This is a genomic window from Acidithiobacillus sp. TH-A67 (genome assembly GCF_057473545.1).
On the sequence record NZ_JBYCKU010000050.1, the window covers coordinates 1 to 13031 of the forward strand.

Genomic DNA, 13031 nt, shown 5'->3' on the forward strand with positions numbered 1-13031 from the left:
GATGGCCTGCAGTCGTTCCGGCTGAAAGCGGGCCCAATACAGTCCCAGGCTGCCGGTGGCAGCGACCATCAGCAAAAAGATGATAATCGTCGCCCCAATGCTGCCACCGGGGAAGGGCACCACCGTCCCGTAGAAGACCGCACCGAGCAAGGGCAGGCTGATCAGGGTGATCAGCAGGCTGGCCCAGCGCAGCCCGGCGCGGCTGCGAAAGAGATAGCGCAGCGCCGCCAGATTGCTCAACGCATAGAGCAAGACAAAACCGAGCGCTGTAAAGGTGCCGAAGATGTCGATCAAGTCGAGTACCGAACTATGGGACAGCCAGAACAACAGAATGCTGGTCAAGACCAGGATGCCAAGGACCTGCAACGCACGAATCGGGGTTCCATATACGAGATGTCGCTGCGCCAGCATCTGTGGTAGAACGCGATGCCCGGCCATGCTCAGAAGGATGCGCGAGATACTGTTGAAGGTGGCGATGCTTGCCGAAAAGGCAGCGCTGGCCATGGCCAGATCGACGAGCACACCGAGCCAGGATTCCCCCATAGCGGTGGCGATGGCGTTCAACGGGGTCGAAGCATTTCCCAGGGATTGCCCAAGTGCGTGAAAGGCCAGCGTTTCTGTATACGCTAGAAACACGAAAAAAATGGCTACCAGAATCACCGCCCAGCGCATGATGCCTGGTATGGCGCGTGGATGCTCGGCCTCCGCTGCCAGATTGCCAGCAGTCTCGAAGCCGCCGTAGGCAAGCAGGGATAGGACCAGGGCGCTGAGCAAAGAGGGAGTGTGCAGGCGGGAAAAGTGCCACTGTTGCGGGTCACTGATGCCAAAATGGCGCAGGGTGAGAATGGCGATGAGCAGGATACCGGCGAGGGAAAACCATTCCACCCAAAGCCCCCAGCGCGCCGAGATTTCCACCCCGCGGCGGGCCAGGGAGAAGGCGATGGTCAGGGTTGCGAGAGCGAAGAGGTCGAGAAGATTGGGTGCTGCGGGCCAGACGGCATGCAGTGCAGTATTGGCAAACAGACCACAGAGCAGTGGTGCAGCGAGCAAGGCGCCACCGTATCCGAAAATCATGGTAATGCCGGCGACCAAGCCCGCAACAGGATGCAGGGCCTGCGCCAGATAAAAAAACAGCGATCCCGGCGAAGGAAAGTGGCGCGCCAGGATGCCAAGCTGAATCGCCACCAGCCACATCACCACCCCCACCAGGGCGTAAGCCAGCCAGGTGAAGGCCCCACCATGGGCGGCGACCAAGGCAATGGTTACCGCCGGCATGGCCGAAGGGGTGATGTTGGCCACCGCATGTCCCCAGACCTCGCGGGTGCTGACCCGCTGAGAAGGCGTCAGCACGTGGGATCAGTTACCGGCGACGGTCATCTTGTCGATGAGGATGGATGGGCTGCCGGTGCCACCATGAATCAGCAGATCGCTGCCGACGGCGACGAAGCCCGCAAACATCTCGCGCAGATGTCCGGCAATAGTGATTTCCTCTACCGGATACTGGATTTCCCCATTTTCCACCCAAAAGCCGGCAGCGCCGCGGGAATAGTCCCCTGTCACCCCATTGACGCCAAAGCCGATCAGCTCCGTTACCAGCAGACCGCGTCCCATCTGCCGCAGGAGCGCCGCCAAGTCCTCGCTACCGGGGGCGAGGGTGAGGTTGTGGGCACCGCCTGCATTGCCCGTGCTTTTCAGTCCCAGCTTGCGGGCGCTATACGCGTCGAGCAGATAGGACTGCAAGACGCCGTCGTGGATCAAGTCCCGATTGTGGGTCGCAACCCCATCGCCATCAAAGCTGGCACTGGCCAGGCCCCGCCGTCGCAGGGGCTCCTCGTAGATCCGTACCTGCGGGGGAAAGATCGTCTGCCCGAGACTGTCCTGCAGAAAACTGGCCTTGCGATAGAGACTGCCGCCGCTGATGGCCTGCGCGAAATGCCCAAGCAGACTGGATGCCACCTGATTCTCGAAGAGAACCGGCACCGTGCAGGTACCGATTTTTCGTGCCCCGAGACGGCGCAGAGTGCGTTCGGCACAGATTCGGCCAATCTCCTCGGGGCTGGCGAGATCCTCGTATCGCCGGGCTACATCGTACCAATAGTCTCTCTGCATGCCCTGTTCATCCTCGGCAATCACCGAGCAGGAAAGGCTGTGGCGAGACCCCCGGCTGACGCCGACAAAGCCGAGACTGTTAGCGTAGACACTCATCCCCTCACCGGTGCTGATGCTGCCGCCCTCTGAATTGTGGATGCGCGGGTCGGCGCTGCGCGCGGCCTCTTCGCACTGACGAGCGATTTCCGCTGCCGTATCGGGATCGACGTCCCAGGGGTGATACAGGTCCAGATCGGGAAATTCCTTGGCGAGCAGGCCGGTATCCGCGAGACCCGAAAAAGGGTCCGGTGCCGTGTGTCGGGCAATGTTGAGCGCCGCTTCCACCGTCTCTGTCAACGCCTGAGTGGAAAAATCAGAGCTTGAAGCAGAGCCCTTGCGCTCGCCAAGATACACGGTTACACCCACGCTCTTGTCGCGGTGATACTCTACCGACTCTACCTCTCCCAGCCGCACGGTGAGCGACAGCCCCTTACCGGAGCTTGCGCCGACCTCAGTCGCGCTGGCACCCCGCGCCTTGGCAAGCTCCAGGCATTGCTGGGCTATCCGGGTCAGTTCCTGTTCTTCGCGCGATTTTTCTGAGCTCATGCTGTGCCACCTTTACTTGCTAAGCCAACATAGTACCTGCTACCTGCCCCAAGGGGGAAGGCAGATGCCTGTCCTCGGGGTCTACCATCTCGACCGACGTTTCCCAGCTATCGTTAAAAGAGTAGGATAAGGGCGTTTTTACCACAGGTGCAGAACTCATGACCGCACAGACCCTGTACGACAAGCTCTGGGAGCAGCATCGCATTCTCAGCGAGGAGGATGGCCGCACGCTGCTCTATATCGACCGCCATCTGTTGCACGAGGTAACCAGCCCGCAAGCCTTCTCCGGCCTGCGCGCAGCCGGACGCAAACTGTGGCGGGTGGATGCGAATATCGCCACGGCGGATCATAATGTCCCGACTACGGATCGGGCTGCCGGCATCGCCGACGCTACCTCGCGCCTGCAGGTCGAGACCCTGGATCGCAATTGTGCCGAATTTGGGGTGGAAGAGTACGGTATGCTCGACCGGCGGCAGGGGATCGTCCACGTGATTGCGCCGGAGCAGGGGCTGACCCTGCCCGGCATGACCGTGGTGTGCGGAGATTCGCACACTGCCACCCACGGCGCCCTTGGCGCGCTTGCCTTCGGTATCGGCACGACCGAGGTCGAGCATGTCCTCGCGACGCAGTGCCTGTGGGCACGCAAGTCCAAAAACATGCGGGTCTGGGTCGATGGCACTTTGCCGCAGGGTGTGACAGCCAAGGATCTCGTCCTTGCCATCATCGGGCAGATCGGCACCGCCGGCGGTACCGGCCACGCCATCGAGTTTGCCGGGCCGGGGATCGAGGCGCTAAGTGTCGAAGGGCGGATGACGGTCTGCAATATGGCTATCGAAGCGGGTGCGCGATCCGGTATGGTAGCACCCGATGCCAAAACCTTTGCCTACCTGCAGGGACGCCCGCACGCCCCACAGGGCGACGACTGGGAGCGGGCGGTAGCGTTCTGGCAGACCCTGCACAGTGATAGTGACGCCCAGTTCGACCGGGAGATTCGCATCGACGCTAGCCAATTGCTGCCCCAGGTGACCTGGGGGACGAGCCCAGAGATGGTCTTATCCGTCGACGCGAAGGTTCCTGACCCGGCCGCTGCGCCCGATCCCGTGCGCCGGGAGGCGTGGACGCGTGCTCTGGAGTACATGGGGCTGCAGGCGGGCACTCCGATCAGCGAGATTGCGGTCGACAAGGTTTTCATCGGCTCCTGTACCAATGCCCGAATAGAGGATCTGCGCGCCGCCGCCGAGATCGTGCGCGGCAAGCGCAAGGCGGACTCGGTGAAGGCAGTCCTGGTTGTGCCCGGTTCAGGCCTAGTCAAAGCGCAGGCGGAGGCTGAGGGACTCGACGAAATCTTCCGCCAGGCAGGTTTCGAATGGCGGGAACCGGGTTGTTCGATGTGCCTGGCGATGAATGCCGATCGCCTCGAGCCGGGCGAGCGCTGTGCCGCCACCTCCAACCGCAATTTCGAGGGGCGGCAGGGCGCCGGTGGCCGCACGCATCTGGTCAGCCCGGCCATGGCCGCTGCGGCAGCCATAGCCGGCCATTTTGTTGATCTTCGGCGGTGGCACGGGTGAGCGCTCGTCTCTTTCTTCTGCGGGTGGCGCTACTCTTGTTCAGCTGCGGTCTGACGGAGCTGGGCGCGCTCGCCGCGAGTCGCGCTGCGTCCAATCAAATGGCTGCCGTCGAATATGTCGTCCTCAAGCGCATGGAGAAATCCTGAGATGCAAGCCTTTACCACCCTCGATTCGGCGGTGATCCCTCTGGATCGCGCCAATGTCGATACCGATGCCATCATCCCCAAGCAGTTTCTCAAGACCATCGAGCGACAGGGACTGGGACAGTTCCTGTTTTTCGACTGGCGCTATCGCGATGGCGATTTGTCCGATCCCAATCCGGATTTCGTGCTCAACCGAGTCGATTTGCAAGGGGCACAGGTCCTTCTGGCACAGCAGAATTTTGGTTGTGGATCGAGTCGCGAGCATGCTCCCTGGGCACTTGCCGACTACGGTATCCGTGCGGTCATTGCTCCGAGTTTTGCCGATATCTTCGCCAACAACTGCGTGCAGAATGGCATCTTGCTGATCACTCTGCAGCAAGAAACGATCGACACACTTTTCCTTGCCGCGCGGGCTGCACCCCTGCAGGTGCACATCGATCTCGCCGCGCAGGAGCTGCACAGCGCCGATGGTCAGCATTATTCCTTCGATATCGCCCCGGGAGCGAAACACAAGCTGCTCAACGGTCTCGACGACATTCAGATGACGCTGGCTCACGCCGACGCCATTCGCGCCTTCGAGGCGGAGCGCCGTCGCCAGATGCCCTGGCTCTTTCGGGAGGTGCAACATGGATGAGCAGCAGGATTCCGGGCTGCCACCGCTTTCGCCGCATGCCCGCGTAGTCGAGGGGCAGACGCGGCGCGGAAAGCCCTGCCGCGTCGTGGATAATACGGGGACGGTAGCGGAAGCGGAGCTGCGCAACCTCTTGAATGAGCTCATCGAACAGGACCATTTTCAGCCCCTCGGCTTGAGCATGGCGGGGGAGAATTCTATCCGGATTGGCGGTCCGCAGACCGCCCACGTGCAGCTGGGAGATGACCTATTTCGCCTGATCGTGCTCGACTACGAGGCGCGCATAGAAGGTTTTTGAGAGTTCACTCAGGGCATCAGGCGGGTGATGCGCCAACTCTCTTCGTTGCGCGTATAGACAAAGCGGTCATGGAGCCTGCTACTGCGCCCTTGCCAGAACTCGAAGCGCTGCGGTGCCAGACGGTAGCCGCGCCAGGCAGGATTGCGCGGTACATCGCCGTCAGGATAGCGGGCCGCGAGCTCCGCCACTCTTGCTTCCAGATGGGCGCGATCGACAATTTCCCGACTCTGTTCCGATGCTGCGGCGGCCAGGCGACTACCGATGGGCCGCTGGCGGAAATAACTTTCTGCATCGCTCTCGGGCAGTAGAAAGACCTCCCCCTGCAGTCGTAGTTGCCGATCGAGCTCCGGCCAGTAGAAGGCCAGAGCCGCGCGGGCATTGGCGGCCAATTCCTGTCCTTTTTGGCTACGGCTATCGGTGTACCAGCAGACGCCGCGAGCGTCAAAATGCTTGAGAAGCACATAGCGCACGTTAGGGAATCCACCGCCATCGGCCGTGGCCAGGGCCATGGCGGTAGGGTCGAAGTTTCCGGCCCGTTCTGCTTCCTCAAGCCAGCGTTGCATCTGCACCCAGGGATCCGGATTGAGATCCGCGCGCGCCAGCGTGCCGGCGCGAAAATCCCGTCGCGTGGCGCGATGGTCGATTTCTCCTTCCATTGCTGGCCAGATCCTTACTGTGGCGCGTTACTACGGCGGATGACGCCTTCAGGGCTGCCGAGCAGGACCACGTCGGCGCGACGCAGGGCAAAAATGCCATTGTCGAGCACACCCGGAATGCTGTTGATCTTGCTCTCCATGGCCACTGGATCGCTGAGATCGAGGCCGACCACATCGAGGATGGCATTGCCGTTGTCGCTGGTAAAGCCGTTGCGCAGGCTAGGGTTGCCACCCAGTTTTACCAGTTGCCGGGCAACAAAGCTACGGGCGAAGGGCAGGACCTCGACCGGCAACGGGAAGCTACCGAGTTTTGCGTGGTCTTTGGAGTGATCGGCGATGCAGACGAAGCGCCGAGCCGCCGAGGCAACGATCTTTTCGCGGGTGAGAGCGCCACCACCCCCTTTGATGAGGCGAAAGTGCGGATCGATTTCGTCGGCGCCGTCGACGTAGACCGGGATGTCGCCAGTGTCGTTGAGATCCAGAACGCGCAGCCCCAGGGACTTGAGCCGCTCGGCAGTGCCTATGCTGGAGGGTACGTAGCCTTCAACGGGAATTTTTGCCCGGCCGAGGGCGTCGATGAAGTGATTGCTGGTGGAACCGGTGCCGACTCCGACAACCATTCCTGGCTGAATGTAATCCAGCGCCGCCTCAGCAGCCATACGCTTTAATGCATCAGTATCCATGTTTGCTTCCCCTATGACGACGATTTTCCTCCAGACGTGCCAACAACGCCTGCGCCAGAGGGAGAGCAGAGGCCGGGTTCTGGCCGCTGAACAGATCGCGGTCGCGAACAATCTGCGCTTGCCATGCCGTTCCCGATATCACCTGAAATCCGCAGCTGTGCAGCTCTTCTTGCAAGTGAAATGGCCAACGTCCCGCGAGAGTGGTCTGCTCTTCCTCGAGCTTCTGGAAACAGCTTACCTGAAAGCTGGCAAAAGGGCGATCTTGAGCAGGAGCAGGGCGGGCGAGAAGGGCGGCGCTACCGTGGCAGAGGGTGGCAACGGGGATTTTCCGCTGCCGGCATTCGCGCAGCAATTGTCCTACGGCAGCCGAGTCGGGAAAGTCCATCAGCGGAGCATTGCCACCCGGAACAAAAACTCCGCGCAGGGCCGGCAGTAACGGAAAAATCTGGGTAACGGAGAGTGTGTCGGAAAGCGGCAGCCGAGCGGATTCGCGCTCCAGATGCCTTTGTTTGTTCTGGTCACCAGAGAGATTTTCGAGCAGTAGGCTCTGCGGATCGATATGCGCCGGCCTGCCATCTGGGCTCAGAAACACGATAGGCCAACCGGCCCTGCGAAACTCTTGCCAGGGGAGAAGCAGTTCTTCCGCCCAGACGCCTGTCGCAATGGTGCTGCCATCCCGCAGGCGGAGAACCTGCGCGCTGCTGAGAAGGAAAGCGAGGAAAGGTTGACTGGGCAACATGTGCGGAGAATAGCAGAAAATTTTCTCCAATAAAAAAACAAAGTTGTAGTTTTTTGTCTTTACTATCGCGAATACTATAAACATAGATGTAAAGACAGAGTTTATCTTGGTACCTTTCTTCTGGTCTATCGCTTTTGATTATTAAGGAAAATTAAACATAAGAAAACGCTAACATAATTATATGATGGTTTTTGTAAATTCAGCGCGCTAATCGATCTTGGTTGTTCCCAAAAATATTTGAAGGCCTTTTCTATTGCTTCGGCGTTTTTAGTGGAATAACGTAATGCCCGAAAAGAAGACTTCTGTAAAAATATAATGTTGTATGAATATAGTGCTGACTTGCAGCGGGGGCCAAACTCCCTGTCGGTCAGTACTGTGTTTTCTGGTTTGGCTCAGTGGGTAGGGCATTAAAGGGAGTGCCTCGACCCGCGGATGGGTTGCTGCAGGACACCGCGGCGGCAAAACGATACGGAACTAGGAATCCGTCAGGGAGAAAGTGGTTATGTTTAAAAAGCAAGCAAAACGACTGGCGTTATGGGGAGGTGGCATGCTGGCAGCTGCATGGGCTGGCCTTGCCAATGCCGGTATTTTCTGGATCTTTGATCCGAAAGGTACGATGGCCGATACCAACCTGCATTACATGATCATTGATGTCGTCATCATGGGTGCCATTGTTGGTATTACGGCGCTGCTGGTGATCTGGTTCATGTGGAAATATTCCAAGGGCAAGAATCGTGGTAAGTACGATGCCCATTGGTCTCATTCCAATACGCTTGAGGTTCTGGTTTGGGGTATTCCGATCATTGCCGTCGGTTTCCTGGCATACTTTGCCGTCAAAGGTACCTTCGAAATCAATCCATATAATCCTACCGTCATTACTAAGCACATGGCACCCAAGGGTGATCCGGTACATGTGGACGTCATCGCCACGGACTGGCAGTGGTTATTCATCTATCCGCAATATCATATGGCGGTGGCCAATGAATTGGTGTTGCCGGTGCATACACCAGTCTTTTTCCGCCTTACCTCTACGGCGGTTACCTCGGGCTTCTTCATTCCGCAGCTCGTCGGCATGATCGATGTGATGCCTGGCATGCGCACCAAGAATGCGCTGGAAAGTGATCGCATCGGTGTCTATCAGGGAATTGCCTCGGACTATGCGGGTGCGGGTACCTCCTGGATGACCTTTCCGACCAAGATGGTCAGCAAGGAGGATTTCCAGAATTGGGTGAGCAAGGTACAGGCTTCACCGAAGACCATGACCTACGCCAGCTTTAATCGCTTTGCCGAGCCCTACATTAATGTCAATCATCGCGTGGTCTATTTCTCGAACGTGGAGAGCGGAATCTTTGATCATTTGATGATGGAAGTGATGAATGGCAAGACTTGGCCGTTGCCGCCGGCAATGACTGAAAACATGGTGGCTTACATGCAAAAGCAAGCCGCTGAGCATCGCGACTAGGAAAAAGGAGAGGTGACGCAAATGCTCGTTCAAGTACCGGGAGGGTGGAACCCTCTACTAGGGAGACTGGCAATCGACCAGATCCCCTATACCAATCCGATTCTCGCGCCACTCTTCGTGGCCGTGGTCATCGGCGCAGTCATTATACTGGGTCTGATTACCTACTATCACAAGTGGGGCTATCTCTGGAAAGAGTGGCTGACCACCGTTGACCACAAGAAACTGGGGGTGATGTACATCATACTCGGTCTCGTCATGCTCTTTCGCGGCTTCATCGATGGCCTGATGATCCGTACCCAGCAGGTCTGGGCCAACGGTCCCCAGTCCTCCGGCGTCTTCGGTGCCGTGCATGGATATCTGACGCCCTTCCATTTTGGGCAGGTATACAGCGCCCACGGCCTGATCATGATCCTCTTGGCCGCGACCCCACTGCTGGTGGGCTTCATGAACATCATCGTGCCTCTCCAGGTTGGGGCGCGGGATATGGCCTATCCCTATCTCAACGCTCTCGGGTTGTGGATTACCGCGGCGGCTGTTGCCTTGATCATGATCTCCCTTTTCGTGGGTGATTTTGCGCACAACGGCTGGTTTGGCTATGCGCCAATTTTTGAGCTGCAGTACAGCCCTGGCGTGGGTGTGGACTATTGGATCTGGACCCTGGAGCTAACGGCACTTGGTACCACCCTCGGTGGCATCAACCTGATCGCCACTATCGTCAAGATGCGGGCACCGGGCATGACTTGGTTCCGCCTGCCGATCTTCACCTGGGCGAGCCTGTCGGCCAACATTATTGCCTTGACCTCCTTTCCAGCCTTGCAGGTGGCGCTCTTCCTGGTCGCCTGTGATCGCTATTTGGGTTCGCACTTCTTCACCGCGGGCTTCGGCGGCAACCTGATGTTGTACACCAACTTGTTCTGGATTTGGGGGCATCCCGAAGTGTACTTCGTGATTCTGCCTGCCTTTGGCATGATGTCAGAGATCTTTCCGGCCTTCTCCGAAAAGCCGCTTTTTGGTTACATCACCATGGTGGCAGCGAGTTTTGCCATTGCCGGGGTATCCTGGCTGGTCTGGTTGCATCATTTCTTCACCATGGGTGCGGGACCGGACGTGAACAGTTTCTTCAGTGTGGCAACCATGCTGGTTGGTATTCCTACCGGTGTGAAGGTATTCAACTGGGCCTTCACCATGTATCGCGGACGCATTACCTACACCGCCGCGATGCTCTGGGCCATCGGCGCGCTGTTCCTGCTCCTGGTGGGCGGTTTGACGGGTATGATGCTGGCCATTCCGGCAATCAACTACATGGTGCACAACAGCGTCTTCGTGATTGCCCACTTCCACTCGATGTTGCTGGTGATCGTTTACGCCATTTTTGGCTCGGTACTTTTTTGGTTCCCCAAGGTCTTCGGGTTCAAACTCGATGAATTCTGGGCCAAGACCATGTTCTGGCTCTTCAGTGCCGGTTCGGTGCTGGTCTTCGTGCCGATGTACATGCTCGGCTTCATGGGTCAGACCCGTCGTCTGGATTATGTGTTCAATACTGCCTGGCATCCCTATCTGGTGACCGAGGAAATCGGCATCGCGGTGTACTGCCTCTCGGTGGCCGCGTTCTTCGTGTTGCTCTACGTCAGCATTCGCGATCGGGTGAAGAACCGCGTTGGGCAGGATGCGTGGGGTACCTCGCGCTCCCTGGAGTGGCTGACCCACTCGCCCGTGCCGTTCTACAACTTTGCGGTGACCCCGCATGTCAACGCCCGTGATGAACTAGCCTGGCGTCGTCATAACGGTATCAATGAGGCGCAACCGACCCAGTACGTCGATATCCACATGCCGAACAACACCGGCGTGGCGATCTACATCGGTGCGTTGACCTTCGTGCTGGGCTTTGCTCTGACCTGGCGGATGTGGTGGCTCTGTCTGCTTAGTCTGGTAGCCATCATCGCGCTGATGATCGTGCGGTCCTGGCGCGGTGATCCGGGCTACATCATCACGGCTGCCGAGCTGGAGAAGATGGAGCGCGAGGCCATGCAGCGTCAGCAGCAGGTGGAAGGACACTTGCCACATCATGGCGGGCAGGCGGTTCCTGGCGGGGCGATGGCCTATGAGGGGCAGAAAGTAAGCCCATTGGGTACGCCGCCAAGCTCCGGCGGCGATCACCACTAAGGATTGCGGGCGTGGCTGATGCTACGCCCCTGACAAGAGGATTAGACAGATGAGTGCACATGATTCACCCGATCCCAGCAAGGCAGTGTTGTGGGATACCCACTACCACGGCCATGATGTGATCTCGACACGTAGTTTTGGATATTTTCTCTATCTGCTCAGTGACGGCATGCTCTTCGCCACGCTCTTTGCGGCCTATGGTGTGCTGAGTTATTCCCACAGCTACTTCAATGGGCAGACCCCGGCGGATTTCGTTCACCCGTGGTACACCTTTACCCAGACCGTAGCACTGTTTTTGAGCGTGTTGGCCTATGGCATGGGCATGAGTGCGGTTAAAAAGGGCAACAAGGCGGGTCTGATGAATGGCCTGATTGCGGCTTTTGTCCTGGGCGTGATTTTTCTCGGTCTGGATATCCACGACATGATGGATCTGGCTGCCCACGGTGTGACGGTGCAGACCAGCGGCGGTGCCTCTGCCTTCATCGTTCTCACCCAGGTCCACGCCGCCCATATCTTCTTTGGCTTGCTCTGGATTCTGGTGATGATGGCGCAAGTCGCGGCTAAAGGCTTCACTACGGATACCGTGGGGCGCTTGCTGAGTCTGCGGATGTTCTGGCATTTGCAGGCGATTATCTGGGTCTTCGTCTTCGTCTTCGTCTATCTCTGGGGGTATATGTCATGAGTCATGGGCACGACAATCCGATTCTGCATCCCGAGGTACAGATGTCGAGTACTCGGGGCTATTTCACCGGCTTTCTGATCTCGTTGGTGCTCATGGCAGCAGCCACGGCAATGGTTTCGTCGCATGCCTTTCCGCCTTTTGGACTGCTGATGGTCATTACGATTTGTGCCGCCATCGCCATCATTGCGCAGATCTATTTCCTGCTACATATCGATGTCTCGGAGCACAACATTTGGAATACCGTTTCCCTCGTGCTTTTCATTCCGTTGTTCATTTTTACGATCGGCCTGACCTGGTGGATGTTCTCGCAGTTGTATCTGCGCACCATGCCGATGATGCCAGGGATGCACTGAGCATCCAGGAGTAACACATGTCTAGCGTACTCGAGAATGGACCAGCAGTCGGTGGACGGGAAGGAATCCCGCACGCCGTTGAGCCGGAAATGACCCCCTTCGTTCGTGCCATCGGCAAGTTCATCGGCCTTGCGCTGATTGCCGCGGTGCTGGCCGGCGTGGTCGAAGGACTGCGTAGCAGCGGAGGGTTCGTCGATGCCTTGGTGCAGGCGCTGTCTACCACGGAAGTCGGCTTTGCCATGGTGTTGATTTTGCTCGGCAGCTTGGTCGAAGGCTTCGGTTACGGCCTGTCCCTGGGCACCAAGTGGCCCTATACCCGCAACATTGTGGTCTTGATGTTGCGTAGTGATCCCGAAGCAGCCCACCGTGTGGTGGCAACTTTGGTGGGCCTGGTCGCGCTTGCCCTGGCCATTCTCGCGCCAGACGTGAATACCCTTTCCGGACTGGGACTGATCGTGGTGACCGCGCTCTTTGGCATGGGCACCCTCTATGTCCTGGCCGGAAAGGCCCCCTCTCTGGTCCATGGGATCCATGGACTTCTTGCCTATGGGGTCTTTTTGATCTTTCTGGTCAATCTGGCCTATCCAGGCATGAATTTCTGGACGTATCTCGGTTCCATGGGCGCCTTGCATGCGCTCTTGCTGGCCGTGCTGCTGGGTGGAATGACCACCGGACAGCGGGGCTTCGGCAAGGCGATTGGCGCCTTCGTCAAACCCCAGAAGGCCTCGCAATGGACGGTGGCGGCGCACGTGAGTGCTGCCTTGTTGCTGGTTGCCACCCTGGGCTGGATGATGCCGGCCTTCCCGGTGGCCTTCTATCTGGCGGTGATCCAGGTTGCCGTTGGCTTTCTCCTCTTTCATTCGGTCAATCTCAAACCCAAAGACCCCGGAATCATGGTGGCCTTTCATCAGGGCATGGTGCTCTCCATGAGTCTCGCTATCGTCCTGGTATGGCGCTAA

14 protein-coding genes are annotated in these 13031 nt (G+C 58.3%); 9 read left to right on the forward strand and 5 right to left on the reverse strand.

The features are described from left to right. Together AC2VNM_RS07765 and pmbA are read right to left on the reverse strand one after the other, a co-directional pair. The coding region (locus tag AC2VNM_RS07765) for an APC family permease (protein ID WP_486913081.1) at nucleotides 1-1350 on the reverse strand (1350 nt) is incomplete at its 3' end. A gap of 6 nt (nucleotides 1351-1356) precedes the next feature. Beyond that, nucleotides 1357-2694 (reverse strand): metalloprotease PmbA, encoded by a 1338-nt coding sequence (pmbA, locus tag AC2VNM_RS07770; RefSeq protein WP_486913082.1) that lies wholly within the window; start codon nucleotides 2692-2694, stop codon nucleotides 1357-1359. Nucleotides 2695-2852: 158 nt separating this feature from the next. Between pmbA and leuC the strand changes: the two genes are divergently transcribed. From leuC to AC2VNM_RS07790, 4 genes are read left to right on the forward strand one after another with little or no spacing between them, the layout of a single operon-like run. Beyond that, entirely contained in the window at nucleotides 2853-4262 is a 1410-nt protein-coding gene (gene leuC, locus AC2VNM_RS07775) for a 3-isopropylmalate dehydratase large subunit (protein ID WP_483166463.1), read from the forward strand. Then, nucleotides 4259-4408, forward strand: coding sequence for a hypothetical protein (locus tag AC2VNM_RS07780; RefSeq protein WP_483166464.1), 150 nt, complete (start codon nucleotides 4259-4261; stop codon nucleotides 4406-4408). The genes leuC and AC2VNM_RS07780 overlap by 4 nt, the downstream gene beginning before the upstream one ends. 1 nt (nucleotide 4409) lies before the next feature. Next, nucleotides 4410-5039, forward strand: a complete 630-nt coding sequence (gene leuD / locus AC2VNM_RS07785) for a 3-isopropylmalate dehydratase small subunit (RefSeq protein WP_483166465.1) — start codon at nucleotides 4410-4412, stop codon at nucleotides 5037-5039. Continuing rightward, on the forward strand, nucleotides 5032-5334 hold the full coding sequence (locus tag AC2VNM_RS07790; RefSeq protein WP_483166466.1) for a hypothetical protein: 303 nt from the start codon (nucleotides 5032-5034) through the stop codon (nucleotides 5332-5334). The genes leuD and AC2VNM_RS07790 overlap by 8 nt, the downstream gene beginning before the upstream one ends. An 8-nt stretch (nucleotides 5335-5342) precedes the next feature. On the opposite strand, the gene pdxH is transcribed toward AC2VNM_RS07790, so the two are convergent. The 3 genes from pdxH to AC2VNM_RS07805 are packed head-to-tail and all read right to left on the reverse strand — an operon-like array spanning nucleotide 5343 to nucleotide 7412. Continuing rightward, entirely contained in the window at nucleotides 5343-5990 is a 648-nt protein-coding gene (gene pdxH / locus AC2VNM_RS07795) for a pyridoxamine 5'-phosphate oxidase (protein WP_483190070.1), read from the reverse strand. A gap of 14 nt (nucleotides 5991-6004) precedes the next feature. Beyond that, entirely contained in the window at nucleotides 6005-6673 is a 669-nt protein-coding gene (rpiA, locus tag AC2VNM_RS07800; RefSeq protein ID WP_483166468.1) for a ribose-5-phosphate isomerase RpiA, read from the reverse strand. Continuing rightward, complete coding sequence (locus AC2VNM_RS07805) at nucleotides 6663-7412, reverse strand: DJ-1/PfpI family protein (RefSeq protein ID WP_483166469.1); 750 nt, start codon at nucleotides 7410-7412, stop codon at nucleotides 6663-6665. Before AC2VNM_RS07805 ends, rpiA begins: the two co-directional genes overlap by 11 nt. Before the next feature lie 547 nt (nucleotides 7413-7959). Between AC2VNM_RS07805 and AC2VNM_RS07810 the strand changes: the two genes are divergently transcribed. Genes AC2VNM_RS07810 through AC2VNM_RS07830 form a run of 5 tightly spaced genes read left to right on the forward strand, consistent with a single transcriptional unit; the run spans nucleotide 7960 to nucleotide 13031 of the window. Continuing rightward, the gene (locus tag AC2VNM_RS07810; protein WP_483166497.1) at nucleotides 7960-8874 is read left to right on the forward strand and encodes a ubiquinol oxidase subunit II; all 915 of its coding nucleotides are present in this window, start codon (nucleotides 7960-7962) and stop codon (nucleotides 8872-8874) included. A gap of 21 nt (nucleotides 8875-8895) precedes the next feature. Next, nucleotides 8896-11037 (forward strand): cbb3-type cytochrome c oxidase subunit I, encoded by a 2142-nt coding sequence (locus AC2VNM_RS07815; protein ID WP_483166470.1) that lies wholly within the window; start codon nucleotides 8896-8898, stop codon nucleotides 11035-11037. Nucleotides 11038-11086: 49 nt separating this feature from the next. Further along, on the forward strand, nucleotides 11087-11719 hold the full coding sequence (locus AC2VNM_RS07820) for a cytochrome c oxidase subunit 3 (RefSeq protein WP_483166471.1): 633 nt from the start codon (nucleotides 11087-11089) through the stop codon (nucleotides 11717-11719). Beyond that, nucleotides 11716-12072 carry a cytochrome o ubiquinol oxidase subunit IV gene (locus tag AC2VNM_RS07825; protein ID WP_483166472.1) on the forward strand — a complete coding sequence of 119 codons (357 nt, stop codon included), beginning with the start codon at nucleotides 11716-11718 and terminating at the stop codon, nucleotides 12070-12072. Before AC2VNM_RS07820 ends, AC2VNM_RS07825 begins: the two co-directional genes overlap by 4 nt. 17 nt (nucleotides 12073-12089) lie before the next feature. Next, entirely contained in the window at nucleotides 12090-13031 is a 942-nt protein-coding gene (locus AC2VNM_RS07830; RefSeq protein ID WP_483166473.1) for a cytochrome C oxidase assembly protein, read from the forward strand.

Excerpts from the sequence above, each read along its gene's own strand:
- pdxH (WP_483190070.1), bottom strand. The coding sequence starts at position 5,990 with ATGGAAGGAGAAATCGACCATCGCGCCACGCGACGGGATTTTCGCGCC.
- AC2VNM_RS07820 (WP_483166471.1), top strand. The coding sequence starts at position 11,087 with ATGAGTGCACATGATTCACCCGATCCCAGCAAGGCAGTGTTGTGGGAT.
- AC2VNM_RS07805 (WP_483166469.1), bottom strand. The coding sequence starts at position 7,412 with ATGTTGCCCAGTCAACCTTTCCTCGCTTTCCTTCTCAGCAGCGCGCAG.
- rpiA (WP_483166468.1), bottom strand. The coding sequence starts at position 6,673 with ATGGATACTGATGCATTAAAGCGTATGGCTGCTGAGGCGGCGCTGGAT.
- AC2VNM_RS07825 (WP_483166472.1), top strand. The coding sequence starts at position 11,716 with ATGAGTCATGGGCACGACAATCCGATTCTGCATCCCGAGGTACAGATG.
- AC2VNM_RS07830 (WP_483166473.1), top strand. The coding sequence starts at position 12,090 with ATGTCTAGCGTACTCGAGAATGGACCAGCAGTCGGTGGACGGGAAGGA.
- AC2VNM_RS07790 (WP_483166466.1), top strand. The coding sequence starts at position 5,032 with ATGGATGAGCAGCAGGATTCCGGGCTGCCACCGCTTTCGCCGCATGCC.
- leuC (WP_483166463.1), top strand. The coding sequence starts at position 2,853 with ATGACCGCACAGACCCTGTACGACAAGCTCTGGGAGCAGCATCGCATT.
- pmbA (WP_486913082.1), bottom strand. The coding sequence starts at position 2,694 with ATGAGCTCAGAAAAATCGCGCGAAGAACAGGAACTGACCCGGATAGCC.
- AC2VNM_RS07810 (WP_483166497.1), top strand. The coding sequence starts at position 7,960 with ATGCTGGCAGCTGCATGGGCTGGCCTTGCCAATGCCGGTATTTTCTGG.
- AC2VNM_RS07815 (WP_483166470.1), top strand. The coding sequence starts at position 8,896 with ATGCTCGTTCAAGTACCGGGAGGGTGGAACCCTCTACTAGGGAGACTG.
- leuD (WP_483166465.1), top strand. The coding sequence starts at position 4,410 with ATGCAAGCCTTTACCACCCTCGATTCGGCGGTGATCCCTCTGGATCGC.